This window comes from Chitinophaga caeni (genome assembly GCF_002557795.1).
Classification (GTDB): Bacteria; Bacteroidota; Bacteroidia; order Chitinophagales; family Chitinophagaceae; genus Chitinophaga; species Chitinophaga caeni.
Genome location: NZ_CP023777.1, coordinates 4,441,481 through 4,456,891, shown reverse-complemented (window position 1 = coordinate 4,456,891; position 15,411 = coordinate 4,441,481). Strand labels below are relative to the sequence as shown.

Sequence of the window (15,411 nt, the reverse complement as noted above, 5' to 3'; positions counted from 1 at the left end):
AACATGATAAAAGGAAGATAATTATAAAAGGGGGATTAACAGGGTTTATTCTACTGCTAATGTTTACCCTGCCGGTATTAAAGTAATGCAATCAATTGCAAATTCAGAACTGGGAGCGTGGATGGAATATGTGGAAAGATGCCAATTTACCTGCCGCTCTCCACATATTTCAATTCAAATTAATCCACTAATGCGTCGAATAATATTTCCACCGGGTGTTTCGCGATTATACCGGTGCCATCCTTAACCTGGTGCCTGCAACTGGTGCCACTCGCCGCGATGATAGTACCGGCACCGGCATTCCTTACCGCCGGGAATAAAACCATTTCCCCGATTTGCATCGATAAGTCAAAATGTTCTTTTTCATACCCGAAAGATCCTGCCATACCGCAGCATCCACTCGGTATAATATCAACAGTATAGTTTTTGGGTAAGCTTAATATTTTTTGTGCGTATGCAATGCCGGACAAGGCTTTCTGCTGGCAATGCCCATGCAATTTGATGTGCTTCGTTTCGGTAGTGAATTGCTCAGCCTGGATTCTTCCTTGCGATAATTCGTTTGCCAGGAACTCATCTATTAAGTAAACATGCTTTGCTAATTCATGGGCTTGCTTTCCCAGGGAAGCGTCTACAAGATCGGGATATTCATCGCGGAAGCTTAATATGGCGGAAGGTTCTACGCCCAATAACGGTGTTTCTTCACGGATGATCCCGGAAAAAATACGAACATTTTCTTCAGCGATTTGCTTCGCTTTCCTCAACATCCCTTTCGACATCAAGGCTCTGGCACTTTCAGGATGTTCGATCATCAATACTTGGTAACCTAATTTTTCCAATAATTGAACGGCTTTTATCCCGATTTCAGTGTCATTGAAATTGGTAAATTCGTCGCAGAACATATACACTTTCTTTGCCGCCGTGCCGGCATGCCTGGCGTGCTTGCCGTACCATTTTCTAAGCGTGGTATTGTATAACCCCGGTAAGGATCTCCCCCCGGCAAAGCCGGATATTTTCTTAATGATGGAACTGGTCGCTTTATTTTTAACCATCCAGTTGTAGATACCCGGCGCCGTGGCAGACAAGCCCGATAAACTGGAAAAATTTGCAATCAGTTTATTTCTAAATGGTACCCCGTTAGCATCGTAGTAATGTTGCAGGAACTCCATTTTTAATTTTGCCATATCAACGTTAGAAGGACATTCCGATTTACAGCCTTTACAAGCCAAGCACAAATCTAATACCTCGTATATTTCTTGATGGTCGAACTTGTTTTCCTTGGGACTATGTGTCAGGAATTCCCTCAAGATATTTGCCCTGGCACGGGTAGTATCTTTTTCATTACGGGTAGCCATGTAACTGGGGCACATCGTTCCGCCGCTGAGTTGCGTCTTGCGGCAGTCGCCCGAACCGTTACATTGTTCCGCATGCTGTAATACGGTTTGGTTGGGGAAACGGAACACCGTTTTTAAATCCGGCGCAACAGCTCCCGGTTCATAACGCAACATGCTGTTCATGGAAGGGGTATCCACGATCTTGTTGGGATTAAAAATATTAGCCGGGTCCCAGGTGTATTTAAGCTGGCGTAAGAGTTGATAGTTCTCTTCACCGATCATCTGTTGGATAAATTCACCCCTGAGCCGACCGTCTCCGTGTTCTCCGCTTAATGACCCGTGGTACTTCTTCACCAGCTTAGCGATCTCTTGCGCAATAGATCTAAATAAAGCGTTTCCTTCCTTGGTCTTTAAATTAATGATTGGGCGTAAATGCAATTCTCCGCTACCGGCATGGGCATAGTGCACTGCGTGCAGGCCGTACCCCTTCAATATTTGGTTAAATTCCGCGATAAAACCCGGTAAATCCTCTACATCTACCGCGGTATCTTCAATAACCGGTACAGCTTTCTCATCACCTGGTAAATTGCTCAGCAGGCCAAGACCCGCCTTTCTCAACGTCCAGATCTTCTTGGTATCGTCCCCGAATAAAATGGGAAAATGATACCCGTACCCTGCTTCCTGTATGGCTTTCTGCATCCTGGAAGCTACTTCAATGATATCTTCGCGGTTGTCCCTGCAAAATTCAATAACGAGAATAGCGCCGGGGTCGCCTTGTACGAAAAACCTGTTTTTACTTTGTTCGATGTTATCCTTGGTGCATTCGAGTATGTAATGATCGATTAATTCGCTAGCGCTAGGTTTGTATTGCATGGCAATTACATTAGCCTTCAAGGCTTCGTCGATCGTGTTGAAGTGGATGCACATTAATCCGGCTTCTTTCGGTGGAGCAGGGTTAACATGCAGCTTAATTTCCGTGATAAACAGGAGGGTTCCTTCCGATCCGGCAATTAGTTCACAAAAGTTGAAATCCTTGCAACCGGCGGTAAACGGCGCGGTATCCAGTAATAAATCGATCGCATAACCTGTATTTCTACGCTTGATACTTTTCTTGGGAAATTCTTTCCGGATATTTTCCTGGTTATGCGTATTACTAAGTATATGACGGATTTGCCGGTATATCTTTGTTTCCAAAAGCTCTTCATCCCCTTCGCACTTAGCATGGAAACTTTCGATATCCAATGTCTTAAACTCGATATCGCTACCATCGCTGAGTATACCTTTTACAGAAATGAGATGATCCCTGGTGCTGCCGTATACCACGGAGTTAGAACCGCAGGAATTGTTGCCCACCATCCCGCCTATCATCGCCCGGTTGGCCGTAGAAGTTTCGGGACCGAAGAATAGTCCATGCGGTTTGAGGAACATGTTGAGTTCATCGCGGATCACGCCGGGTTGCACCCTTACCCAAGATTCTTCTTTATTCAGCTCTAATATTTTCGTGAAAGTCCGTGAAACATCTACCACGATACCTTTCCCAACAACCTGCCCGGCAAGGGAGGTGCCGGCAGTTCTAGGTATAAGGGCCGTTTTATGCTCCCTTGCAAAGAGGACCAGTTTCCGGATGTCTTCTTCATTGGCTGGAATAGCCACTGCCAAAGGCATTTCGCGGTACGCAGAGGCATCCGTGGCATACAATATACGCATGGTTTCATCCGTATATAATGTGCCTGTTAACTGGCTGCTTAATTGTTCTAATGATTCGCGCTTCAACATATCTTGCATGGATTATTAGGAGGCGAAATTAATATTTTAAGGCGAGGGTTTCCAGCTTAAAATGAATGGCGGCCATGATTTTGAAATTTTTCAAAAGCTCGCCTGGATTCGCTACCTATTTCCCCATCATGATAAATAATATAACAATTTTATGGATATCATTCAATGTAGTGTCCTAAGGATGATTTATAACAAACTTAATTGCCTCGGCTCATCTTTTATAGTTGGTTTTATAACGGGGATGCCGCATTGTCTTTCTAAGGCCATTCCGATATGCCGGGCAATTTGCGGGATCTGCTGGTTATCGTGCATATGCATAAACAGGTGGACGGATTCAAGACCTTTCGAAATCCAATACCTGATGCGGTTAGTCCAATCTTCCGTACGCTCGTAATCAGTTGGGTGACCATTATTTCCGACGAACCGGACAAATGTCCGGGGTGTCGTGAGATGCATATGGGCACAATCCCGTCTCCCGGCGGTATCCGTGATGACCAAGCCGACTTCCATTTTCTTTAATTCGGAAATGAGCTGTTCCCATGTTTGTAATTGCTCGAACCATCCCGGGTGCCTTAATTCCAGGTAAAACGGGACAATTTTCGGGAAATTTTCGAGGTACTGTAATAATTCATCCATCCTACCGGGAGAAAACCGTTCGCTGAGCTGCATGAAGACGGGGCCAAGATGCTCTTCGAAGGCCGCTATGCTATCTATAAAAGCATTGGTTAAATCGCGCGTTTGGCGCAGCTGGCTAAAGTGGCTGATAGTTTGGGGTAGCTTCGGGCAGAATTGAAAAGAAGTGCCCGCGGCCCTGGCCGCCCATTTGCGGATGGTAGCATGATCGTAGATCTTGTAATGCGTCGCGTTTAACTCGAAACAGCCGAATTGCTTAGTAAATTGTTCCATATAATCGGCTTCCTTCGTTCCCCTTGGGTATACGGGACCTACCCATTCCTTGCTACCCCAGTTTGAAGCGCCGATCCAAATTTTGGGTTGCGCTACCGGGTGACCTTTTAAGGCGCCGGCATTAAAAATGGGTTCCGAAGGTAATTTAAAGTCAATTTCAGCTAATTGTTCCGGCTTGACTCTTCCAAAATCCATATTTCTATATTGTATTGATGATCAATGTTAATAAAAATATATCGATTCTGTCCCGTTTATAAAAACTTGTTTTTGATATATAATTTTTCTCCTGTAACTTATAATAGAAATTAGAGCAGCATTAAATAGCATGGAAATATTACATATTAGCGCAGAATGCTACCCGGTAGCCAAGGTTGGCGGCTTGGCAGATGTAGTGGGTGCATTACCCAAATACCAAGTGGCAGCTGGAGAGATCGCGAAAGTTGTCATCCCGGCATACCGTTTACCTTTTTTCTTCGACCATCATTTTGAAACGGTGCACCAGGGAGGGATTTGGATAGGTAACCAATGGTTTCATTTCAATGTGCTTAAAGAATCTACGAATGTCTTGGGGTTTGATCTTTACCTGGTAGATATTCCCGGCCTGCTGGATCATGGGCAAGTTTACGGTTTGTATAATGATATGGAACGTTTTCTCGGGTTCCAGGTGGCGGTACTAGACTGGGTCAACGAATGGAAGCACCTGCCCGATGTATTGCATTGCCATGACCACCATACGGGTTTGATACCTTTCTTGGCTCAATATGCTTATAAATATAGCCATCTTAAGAACATCCCTTCTGTATTAACCATACACAATGCACAATACCAAGGGCAATTCGGTTGGGATAGGATCTACATGCTGCCATCATTCGATTTATGGAAATCCGGCCTACTCGATTGGGGCGGGGCCATCAATCCCCTCGCAGCAGGCATTAAGTGCGCCTGGAAGGTGAATACCGTTTCCCCCGGGTATATGCAGGAACTGTTAGAACAAGCGAACGGGTTGGAAGAACTATTACGTATGGAATCACGTAAATGCAGCGGTATTTTGAACGGGATCGATACAGAAGTATGGAATCCTGCAACAGATACGTATTTGTATTCCCATTTTTCCATGAAAAAAGACCTGGTGACCGGCAAGGCAGCCAATAAAGCCGAGCTTTGCGAAGCCTATAATTTAGATCAGGAATTGCCTTTATTCGTATTCATAGGCAGGCTGGTAAACGATAAGGGGGCGGATCTGTTGCCAGGCATAATTTATAAGGCCCTGCAAGATCATGAAGGAGAATTAAATTTCATGGTGCTCGGTAGCGGCGATGACAGCATAGCTTACCATTTAGACCAGTTGAAACATATTTACCCCCGGGGTTATTGCTTTTATAAAGGATATAATGAAGCCTTGTCGCATCAACTTTACGCCGGGGCGGACTTTCTATTGATGCCATCCAGGGTAGAACCGTGCGGCTTAAACCAAATGTATGCTTTGCGGTATGGAACGATGCCCTTGGTCAGGAAAACTGGTGGTTTGAAAGACACGGTAATCGATATCGGGGATAAGGGTGCCGGGATCACTTTTTTACACCCTTCCGTTTGGGATGTTAGCTATGCTATCAAGCGCGCGTTGGAAGTATATAAAGATGATAAACTATTTCAAAATTACCGGGTAAAAATGATGTCTATTGATCATTCCTGGAACCAAGCAGCAAAAGAATATATCAATTTATACAGTAGCCTAAAATATTAATTTAAACGTTATGATAAAATCGATCGTTTCCCTCGTACTTGGAGGTGGCGCCGGAACGCGCCTTTTCCCGTTAACACGAAGCAGGAGTAAACCTGCCGTTCCGGTGGCCGGGAAATACAGATTGGTGGATATCCCCATTTCAAACTGCTTGAATGCCGAAATTGAAAAGATCTTCGTATTGACCCAATTTAATTCTGCATCACTTAACAAGCATATCAAGAATACTTATAATTTCGGCTCCTTTAGCAAGGCTTTCGTTGATATACTCGCCGCCGAGCAAACACCGGAAAACCCTACTTGGTACCAAGGCACCGCGGACGCGGTTCGACAATGTTTGAAACATGTCGAGAATTTTGAAATCAAATACGTGTTGATCTTATCCGGTGACCAGCTTTACCAGATGGATTTCCGGGAGATGCTGCAAAGGCATATCGATTCCGGCGCTGAAATATCCATTGCCACTATCCCGGTTACAGCCAAAGATGCTACCGAATTCGGTATCCTCAAAACAGATGCGGAAGGTTTCATCAGCTCGTTTATCGAGAAGCCCGCCAAGGAACTACTGCCCGAATGGTCTTCCCCGGTAAGTGAAGAGATGCAAACAGGGGGTAGGGATTACCTTGCTTCCATGGGCATTTATATTTTTAACAAGGACCTGCTATTTGACCTACTTCTTGGTGAACAGGATAATGCCACCGATTTTGGTAAGGAAATTATTCCCTACGCAATTACGAAATACAAGGTGCTGAGCTTCCAGTACGAAGGCTACTGGACAGACATCGGGAATATTTCTTCATTTTTCGAAGCGAACCTGGGACTCACGGATGAAATTCCGAAGTTTAACCTATTCGATGAATCTAAAACGATCTTTTCCCGCGCCCGGATGCTGCCACCGGCAAAGATCAGCGGCACAACATTGGAACGTACCGTGATAGCCGACGGGTGTATCATTATGGCAAAAAAATTGGAACATTGCGTGGTCGGTATCCGTACCCGCATCGGTAAGGATACCGAGATTACCAACGCCTATATCATGGGGAATGATTTTTACCAAACCCTGGACGAAATATCGGCAGCCAAGGAAGAGAACCAGCCACCGATGGGGATCGGTGAACGTTGTGTCATCAAGAATGTAATCATAGACAAGAATTGCCGGATTGGAAATGATGTAATTATTAACGGGGGAAAACATTTACATGATGGCGACCACGCACTTTATACGGTAAAAGATGGCATAGTTGTGGTGAAGAAAGGGGCAAGGCTGCCCGATGGATTTGTTATCGGTAAATAACAATTCCACCGGTGCTACTGTTAATAATGTATAGTAACCGGGTTATTCCGGGAGGACGATCAAAGGAATGACCCGGTTAGAATGTTCAAATCCTTTACGACATGAGAATTACAGTAGAAAGACATGCTGTCCGATTTTCTCCCGACCTAAAAAGAGTTGTAGCCAGGTTCTTTTTTAATGGAGATGGCCGCGCTACAGCTATTATCCAGCACGTAATGGCGATGACCGACCAGCGGGTACATCTTTCAATTACCCCTATCCTCAGGGAATTCTCGAAACGACACCGGAACATTACCAGGATTTTTGAAAGGCATTGCGATAAGTTAGCCAACTTATTTCAACAATTGAATATCGACTACCAAGGCATCGATTATAAACGAAAGCTTTTGATCGGTTCTTATTTCACGAATGAATACTCGATAGAATCAGCCGCATTTTTTAATCCTTCAATCGTGGAAGATTACGACCAGGGCGGTTTAGAAGAAGGGGAGAAGCGCGTTATTATCAGTTTTAGGGCCGTGGGGGAAGGACATATTTCTTCGATCGTGTTCCGCAGGGGATTAATTGACAGGAATAATGATATCGTTTTAGTTCCCGCCGGAAATTACGTGGATGAACCCGACATTGTCCGTAACGCGATCTATCAAAAAAGTGTGTTTTTCCAGAACGCGGTGAGCATTAAATTGCCGGATCAAGTATTGAGCGAGATCAGGGATCGGCTTCCGGAAGAATTTGAGTATATCGCGTTAAAGCATATCATCAGGGAGTTACAGCAACGGTACCAGGTGGATCATCTTTTAAGAAAGTCCTTGGAACGCCTGCTTTGGTTGGCTAACTCGTATTATGAAATCAACTTTTCACTTGATACCGATATATCGGATAGGGTGATTTTCCCTTATTCCGATGCCGAAAGCCGGGGCATAGAAGATGCCCGTTTCGTTAAATTCACCACTGTAGGCGGGGAACAAAAATATTATGCGACCTATACTGCTTTTGATGGAGTAACGATTCAACCCAAGTTACTGGAAACGGTAGACTTTTACCATTTTAATATAATGCCGCTATACGGGGAAGGTGCCCAGAATAAGAACCTGGCCCTATTCCCACGAAAAATTAACAACCGGTACGCGATGCTTTCAAGGATCGATGGAATCAATAATTACTTGATGTATTCGAACAAGATCAACATTTGGGAAAATCCGAAGATATTGCAACAACCCAAGCATCCTTGGGAGTTTGTGCAAATCGGTAATTGCGGTTCTCCCATAGAAACTGAAAAAGGTTGGTTATTGATAACGCATGGCGTCGGGCCGATGAGAACGTATTCTATCGGTGCAAGCTTGTTGGATTTAGAAAATCCTATGAAGGAATTAGGCCGGCTCAAAGAACCATTGTTGATCCCTAACAAGGATGAAAGGGAAGGCTATGTACCCAATGTATTGTATTCATGCGGATCTTTAATACATAATGATGAACTGATTATTCCTTACGGGTTATCAGATTACGCTTCATCTTTCGCTTCTGTACATCTGCCCAGTTTATTGCAAAAGATCGTTAATGATGACCAAACCTGTTAGCGGTTCGATACGTGGATAAGGCCGTTGTAGGTCACGGAATGGGTCATCATCATGGTATTCCTATGGGATGTTGCCGTTGACTCCATCGCCTTTAAAACGCATAGTTGCGAGATGATAAAGGCCAAGGTGCTTTCAGCGCCCTGGTTCCTGTTGAGCCCGGCTTCTTGCAAACCATCGCAACAGCCATGCGTTTGTGAATCGTAAAGCGGAACAAACAAGCTATTTTTACCAAGGAACCATTCAAAGCAACTGTACATTTTTTGCGTGAAACTATCTTCCGCCGTCACCTCCTGCGCTTGTTGATAAAGTAATACCATGGCCATCGTCTCTACAGCTTGTTGATCATACCGGGGAACGATACCGTTCTTCTCGAACCAACCGTCATTGCCAACAGGTTGGAAATATTCGTTTTTAAAAGTAACCAGTTCCAGGAATGAAAGGGCCTGCATCGCTACATCTTTTAATACCGGCGATGGCATTACCTGGTAAGCATGCAGCAAAGCAAGTGGTAGAATACCATTGTCATAAGTCATCCGGGGCTCAAACCATTGCCAACCAGGTTCATTATTTTCGAAAAAAGCGTTTACCAGCTTGTCGACCATCGGTTGTAGAACATGGTACATCCCTTCATCGGAAGGGTAATAATGCAAATATTGGCAGATACCTATTATGGTATTAGCATGGCCCCTGAGGTGTTCCAATTGTTTGAAATGGGGAACACTCCTGTGGAATAGTTCCAAAGCAAATTCACGGTAAGAATGGTTCGGTGCATAGCGAATTAGGTAACCAAGGGCCCAAACCGTTCTACCGAAGGAATCTTCCGACCCGATATCATCGAGGTACCGGCGATTGAAGCCCAGGAAATTCCTGAAGTTACCGTCCGGTCTTTGCATATAATGTATAAAGCTCAAATAAACCGGTAATAGTTCTTGAACATCCTTGATCTTGCGGAATTGGCCTGCCATCAATAGCATCATCAAGGCCCTGGAATTATCATCTAAACAGTAACCTTCCTTCAAATTCGGGATGCCGTACTTGGCATGTTGAACGATCCCGGTAGAATCACTTAACCTGCGAACATGCGCGAGATTCAGCGCCGGCACCTGGGTAAATAAAGAGGTTGGGCCATCTTGCTTATGATAATTTTGGATGGTAAGCCTTGCCAGTTGAAGGTAGCGTTGCCCCATGGAGCGCCACTGTAGATGCTGGCCATAGGTGATAGCACGCTGCTTTGTTTCCAACTGGGCGCCTGGATTATTAAATAGTTGTAATACACAAGCTGCAAGGGTTTGGGAGTCTTTGAAAGGAAAGAGGTAGCCTCGTTCGCCCGCGAGCAACTCTTTCGCATACCAGTACGGGGTAGATAATACTACGGCTCCGGCTCCCAATGCATAGGTCAGGGTGCCGCTGGTAATTTGCGCCTCGCTTAAATAAGGCGTTATATAGAGGTCGCATCGCTTCAGGTAAATGCATAATTCTTTTTCCGTTAAAAACTTGTTTAGGAATATAACATGTTCCCGTAATTCCAAATCCTGTACAAGTTGATGCAAGCTTTCACGGTATTCTTCTCCTGAATGGCGGATAACGCCAGGATGGGTACTACCGGCAATAACATACACGGTATCGGGGTATTGTTGTATGATCTTTGGTAGGGCTTTGATAACCGTTTCAATGCCCTTGTTACGGCTCAATAACCCGAAAGTGAATAGCATCTTCTTCCCCTCGAAGCCCGGTAGCATTTTCCCGAAATCATACTCGATTTGGGTAAAATCCGGTACGCCGTGTTCTATGAAGTTAATTTTCCCGGCAGGCACCCCGTATATTTCTTGTAGGAATTGTATCGCTAGCTGGCTCATAACCACTATGGCATCTGCTTTCAAACCAACCTGGTGGATGATGGTTCTTTGCATGAAGTTAGGATCTTTCAAAATCGTATGAAAGGTGACGATTACAGGTACTTTTAACCTGGCAATGAAAGGTAGGATGTATATCCCGTTTTCTCCTCCAAAGATGCCGAATTCATGTTCGATGATACACAAATCAATACCTTCGTTATTGATAAAATCAGCCGCCGCCAAGTAATCATCCAGGTTTTGTTGCTCCACCTGCTTCATAACTTCCGCAGGATAGTCATATAAATCTTTTCCATCATTTAATGCAATGACCACCGGGCTAATATTTCCCTGCATACCGATGGCTTCTACTAAGTGTTCGGTAAAAGTGGCTATGCCACAAGCTCTTGGTGGGTACGAAGCAACATAGGCTACCTTCATATACAGAAAATTTTAATTGGGTTAAAATTGAATTTTCAAGTCGGTTTAGGGTAGGCTGGATAATTATAACATCCAAAAAGTTAGCCAGTTCGATGGCTTAAGCATATTTTAATTTTTAATGCCTTGTAATACGAAAGTCAAAAAAATCGATCCTGGCAGGGGTGATACGGATCGGTAAATGTTGTGCTGTATTGTTTTTAGATATGATTTTGAAGTAAATTTGAAGCCGTTATAGGCATTTGATGGTATCAAAAATTGAACTTGGACCGTCAAATTGTCTAACTTCGTGCATCCAAAATATATCGGGCGAACGTATGAAGCAATTGAACCAGTATTTACCTTATTCCGAGACAGGATATTTCAGTACTCTCATTAAAGATTTCCTGGTTGCTGATCCCAAGATGCAGCCTTTCTTGCAATATCACCCGGTGGAACCGGGTTTTGAATTGGCCATGAAAGCTAAGGAGTCACAACCTTTGCATAGGGATGTACTCGTAAAAGTATTGCATCAGCAATATGCCGGGCTTGAGATTGATAGCGCGGTGCGCCTGAATATAGATTTGTTGCTATCGCCCAATACATTTACCATCTGCACGGCGCATCAGCCTAATATTTTCACCGGTTACCTATATTTTGCATATAAAATTCTTCAAACCGTAAAGCTCGCCGCGGAACTAAAAGAAAAATTTCCCGGTAAAAATTTTGTTCCCGTTTATTACATGGGGAGCGAGGATGCCGACCTCGACGAATTGGGGAAAATTTTCCTCAATAACAAAACGCTTGCCTGGGAAACTACCCAAACTGGGGCGGTTGGCCGCATGAAAACAGAAGGCTTCGAAGAAATGCTCGATACGATTCAACATGAATTGGGTTATACTCCCCATTCTGATGAGTTGATGGCCATCATCAGGACCGCTTACTTACAACATGACGATATACAAAGCGCCACGCTTTACTTGGTCAATGCCCTGTTCGGAAGGTATGGATTGGTAGTGTTGATCCCTGATACGCCGGATTTGAAGCGCTTATACATCCCGGTAATGGAAGATGAGCTATTACATCAAACTTCTTACAAGATCGTTAATCAAACTATAGCGGCTTTAGGGGAGCATTACAAGGTGCAAGCCAGCCCGAGGGAAATCAATTTATTTTATCTTAAGGGCGACTTGAGGGAACGGATCGTGTATGAAGACGGGGCTTGGGTTGTTTTGAACAGCGGTATGAAGTTTAACAGGGAATCACTCTTGCAAGAATTGAACCTGCATCCCGAAAGGTTTAGCCCGAATGTAATTTTAAGGGGTATGTTCCAGGAGACGATCTTGCCTAATATCGCCTTCCTCGGTGGTGGGGGTGAAGTGGCGTACTGGATGGAATTAAAAGCGCTTTTTCAACATTACAGGGTGCCTTACCCGGTAGTATTGTTAAGAAACTCTTTCCTGTTTATTGATAAATTTCATCACGGGAGGATACAAAAATTAGGTTTGAGCTTAGCGGACCTATTCACGGAGGTGGAAACATTGATCAATAATTACGTGGGCCGCCACACGAACGCTAACCTGGTATTGAAAGATGAATACCTTGAAATCGACGCGCTTTTTGAAAAGTTACAGCAGAAAGCCGCGGAGATTGATCCTACCTTAGTGATCACTACCCAAGCGGAACATCACCGCGTCAGTAAAGTAATCGGGAAGCTGGAACATAAGTTCCTGAAAGCAGAAAAGAAAAAGTTTGCTTGGCAGGCGGAGCAAATTCGCCAAATCAAAGGTCGCTTTTTCCCCGGTAATTCATTACAAGAAAGAAAAGAGAACTTCATGCCTTTTTACGCGCAATACGGGCAGGCATTCTTTGATATGATCTTGGAAGCCATGATACCGGTAACCGATCAGTTTTGCGTGATTGCCGAAGCGTGAACGGCGGCCTTAAACATATCTTGCAAAACAACATCGATCGCTGTCAACTGATCCCGGATTTGTTTGATTTCTAATAACTCATCCCTCGTATCGGTATGTCCCAGGCCCTCGTTTATTTGCGATTGCCTTAGCCGGAGTAGGTCGTCGAGGTGATTTTCCAGGCTTTGTAATGCAGTATTGGCAGGGATTGCATCCGGTTTTATGCCTGTTTTCATGTATTGTTCCAAACTATCTATCAATGCAAGAATGTATTGTTGTACCCCAGTATATTCCTGCCGTGGGAATTTTAACTTTTGCTCCAATGCATAAGAGGCTAATTGCGCGATATGGGAAGATAGCGAGTTAACCAATACCACGAAATAGTAAATGTCCGAACCTCCTTTCTGCTTACTCTTGGGTTCCGATAGCATCCTCTGAAAAGCGGCCATCAGGTTGGCTGTATTAACATGTACTTCTTTCCTAGCTAATTTGTATGCTTCCAGATCAAAACTGTTGCCGGTATATAATGCCATGACCTGGTTAAAATACTTGCGGTTGGCATCCAATATTTTGAACATATAATTTGGCAAGAATTTATATTCCCAGCTGGGCCAGAAGAAATAATTAAACGAAAAGGCCATGGTAGCGCCAATCAAAGTATCTATCACCCTTTGCGTGGCATTATGGAAATCTGCCGGTTGCAAGAAGTGCAATAGGAATATGATGAACGGCGTCGTGAAAAATACGCTCACCACGTAATTGTATGTCATCGAACTATAAGCCGCCAGGACGCACACCAGCATGATGATGAATATGGCCGTAGGGTTTTGTGTTAGCATGAGTACCAGTACTGCGAACAATGCGCCTATCACGGTGCCCAATAGCCGTTGAACACTCCTCGTTTTGGTCATGCTGAAACCCGGTTTCATGATCACGATTATGGTCAGGATGATCCAATAGGTTTTACTGATATCCAATGATTGCCCCAAGACGTACCCGGCCGCTATTGCCAAGCCGAGGCGGATAGCATGCCTGAATATATGGGAATCGAAGGTTAAGTTATTTTTAAAGGTTTCCAGGTCATAATGTTGCCGCGTGGTGAACTTGTCGAGCTTTAACCCCATATCAAAGTTTACCTCCTTAACCCTTTCCAGCCGGGTTAAGCGGTGCAGGTTATAAATCCTTTGAGAGATTTGCTTGAGGTTAGTTAACAGGCTTTCCAAGGGGATCAGCTCATTAAAATCTTGCTGTCCCAAGTGTTGATCCCTGTAGGCAAGCATCTCTTTCTTCACCTTCTCGATTTCTATTTTTAGGTTTACTTTCGGGAATGACCGCTGCGTAGCAGATACGGCCAGCCCGATACTATCCAGTTCATCTGCGAAGGCCACGATCGTATCGTGAACCTGTGCCAATAAATGGGTACCCTTGTATTTATTCCGCAAGGTATCGTAATTGACCTGGGAGGCCATAATTTGCTCGTAAAGATCTATCAGGTCCAGGAAAATGAGCACCATGCTTTTACTGATGCTTGTTGTACCCTGTTGAGCGGACCGTTGCTTGAGAAGTTGTTCCCGGACGGATTCCTGTTTTTCATTGACTTTTACCTGTTGTTGTAAAACGGCCTTGTGAGTGGAAGCTAGGTCTACGGAGCTACTGTAAAAATTGGCCCTTAGTTTTAGGTAGTCTGCCGTTTCCTGTATGCATTCTCCCAAGGTTTGTTGCACGGTGAGGTAAGGACGGATTTGCCAAAATACAATGGCCAATAGCGCATACCATAAACAACCGCCGAGGGTTGCTAATGCAACATGGAAGGCTTCCCGCCAACCGAGGTGTTCGCTGAGAATGGAAACAAGCACGAGTAAACCGCCGATCCCGATGTTGGTGCCACGGTTCCCGTAAATATTGAGCATGCCGAAAAAGAAACCGCATAGGGCTAACCAGGTCGTTAGTAATACCGGGGAAAATTGTAATAAGCCTGAAATCAAGGCATTCGAAGTAATTAGCACGGTACTGATTATCAAGCCGTTCCTTTTATGAACGATCGTGCCCGGCACATCTGCCAGGGCCGTACACAAGGCACCCATCGATGCGGATATGCCGATATCTAAACGGCCGAATAAAGCGCAGACTATCGAGGGAACCACCGCGCCTAGGGTGGTGCGCACCCCGTTGCTAAAATGATAGCTATAGAAAAATGATTTGATTTCTTTGGACAATTGTTCTTTCTGCATGCCACCTCAAAATTAATCTGAATTGCCGAATTTTTTGGGATAAATTATTGTAATTCAATTACTCAGCAAAAGTGTATTGCATTTCCACGTGAAAAGCTTTTGCCGGTATTCTAAAAATAATTATTTCTATGTTGATCTTCCCTTTTAAAATTTCATGCCATTTCGTTTTCCTGCCTTTTTCCGGGCTAAATGTTAGGTAATAACCCTTCGCAGCGGTGATGTAATCCTCCCGGGATGATAATTAAATAAAATGTTAGAAAAAGAGTATATTTATTTATTAATCAGTATTTTGTATTGTTTGTATCGTGGTGTTTTAGGGGAATTTATGCACAACTGTGTATAAATAAAATATGTAGAAATCAATTTCCCCATTAACTTACCATATAGTCCGGG

The 15,411-nt window shown here is 44.1% G+C and carries 8 protein-coding genes; 4 read left to right on the top strand and 4 right to left on the bottom strand.

All coding sequences use genetic code 11. The features are described from left to right. Positions 1-179 precede the first annotated feature (179 nt). Together COR50_RS18690 and COR50_RS18685 are read right to left on the bottom strand one after the other, a co-directional pair. On the bottom strand, positions 180-3,107 hold the full coding sequence (locus COR50_RS18690; protein WP_098196316.1) for an FAD-binding and (Fe-S)-binding domain-containing protein: 2,928 nt from the start codon (positions 3,105-3,107) through the stop codon (positions 180-182). 186 nt (positions 3,108-3,293) lie between these two features. Next, a complete protein-coding gene (locus COR50_RS18685; RefSeq protein WP_098195401.1) occupies positions 3,294-4,208 on the bottom strand; it encodes a DUF72 domain-containing protein in 915 nt (304 codons plus the stop codon). 130 nt (positions 4,209-4,338) lie between these two features. Between COR50_RS18685 and COR50_RS18680 the strand changes: the two genes are divergently transcribed. The 3 genes from COR50_RS18680 to COR50_RS18670 all read left to right on the top strand — a co-directional run bounded on the left by COR50_RS18680 (position 4,339) and on the right by COR50_RS18670 (position 8,625). After that, complete coding sequence (locus COR50_RS18680; RefSeq protein ID WP_098195400.1) at positions 4,339-5,757, top strand: glycogen synthase; 1,419 nt, start codon at positions 4,339-4,341, stop codon at positions 5,755-5,757. A gap of 10 nt (positions 5,758-5,767) precedes the next feature. Next, complete coding sequence (locus tag COR50_RS18675) at positions 5,768-7,048, top strand: glucose-1-phosphate adenylyltransferase (RefSeq protein ID WP_098195399.1); 1,281 nt, start codon at positions 5,768-5,770, stop codon at positions 7,046-7,048. 101 nt (positions 7,049-7,149) lie between these two features. Beyond that, positions 7,150-8,625 (top strand): glycoside hydrolase family 130 protein, encoded by a 1,476-nt coding sequence (locus COR50_RS18670; RefSeq protein WP_098195398.1) that lies wholly within the window; start codon positions 7,150-7,152, stop codon positions 8,623-8,625. On the opposite strand, the gene COR50_RS18665 is transcribed toward COR50_RS18670, so the two are convergent. Then, a complete protein-coding gene (locus COR50_RS18665; protein WP_098195397.1) occupies positions 8,622-10,898 on the bottom strand; it encodes a glycosyltransferase family 4 protein in 2,277 nt (758 codons plus the stop codon). The two genes, COR50_RS18670 and COR50_RS18665, sit on opposite strands and share 4 nt — an antisense overlap. A 314-nt stretch (positions 10,899-11,212) precedes the next feature. Between COR50_RS18665 and bshC the strand changes: the two genes are divergently transcribed. Beyond that, positions 11,213-12,808 (top strand): bacillithiol biosynthesis cysteine-adding enzyme BshC, encoded by a 1,596-nt coding sequence (gene bshC, locus COR50_RS18660; RefSeq protein WP_157760992.1) that lies wholly within the window; start codon positions 11,213-11,215, stop codon positions 12,806-12,808. On the opposite strand, the gene COR50_RS18655 is transcribed toward bshC, so the two are convergent. After that, positions 12,781-15,018: an FUSC family protein gene (locus COR50_RS18655; RefSeq protein WP_098195395.1), complete on the bottom strand. Its 2,238-nt coding sequence runs from the start codon at positions 15,016-15,018 to the stop codon at positions 12,781-12,783. The two genes, bshC and COR50_RS18655, sit on opposite strands and share 28 nt — an antisense overlap. Positions 15,019-15,411: the final 393 nt, after the last annotated feature.

Excerpts from the sequence above, each read along its gene's own strand:
- COR50_RS18690 (WP_098196316.1), bottom strand. The coding sequence starts at position 3,107 with ATGTTGAAGCGCGAATCATTAGAACAATTAAGCAGCCAGTTAACAGGC.
- COR50_RS18685 (WP_098195401.1), bottom strand. The coding sequence starts at position 4,208 with ATGGATTTTGGAAGAGTCAAGCCGGAACAATTAGCTGAAATTGACTTT.
- COR50_RS18680 (WP_098195400.1), top strand. The coding sequence starts at position 4,339 with ATGGAAATATTACATATTAGCGCAGAATGCTACCCGGTAGCCAAGGTT.
- COR50_RS18675 (WP_098195399.1), top strand. The coding sequence starts at position 5,768 with ATGATAAAATCGATCGTTTCCCTCGTACTTGGAGGTGGCGCCGGAACG.
- COR50_RS18670 (WP_098195398.1), top strand. The coding sequence starts at position 7,150 with ATGAGAATTACAGTAGAAAGACATGCTGTCCGATTTTCTCCCGACCTA.
- COR50_RS18665 (WP_098195397.1), bottom strand. The coding sequence starts at position 10,898 with ATGAAGGTAGCCTATGTTGCTTCGTACCCACCAAGAGCTTGTGGCATA.
- bshC (WP_157760992.1), top strand. The coding sequence starts at position 11,213 with ATGAAGCAATTGAACCAGTATTTACCTTATTCCGAGACAGGATATTTC.
- COR50_RS18655 (WP_098195395.1), bottom strand. The coding sequence starts at position 15,018 with ATGCAGAAAGAACAATTGTCCAAAGAAATCAAATCATTTTTCTATAGC.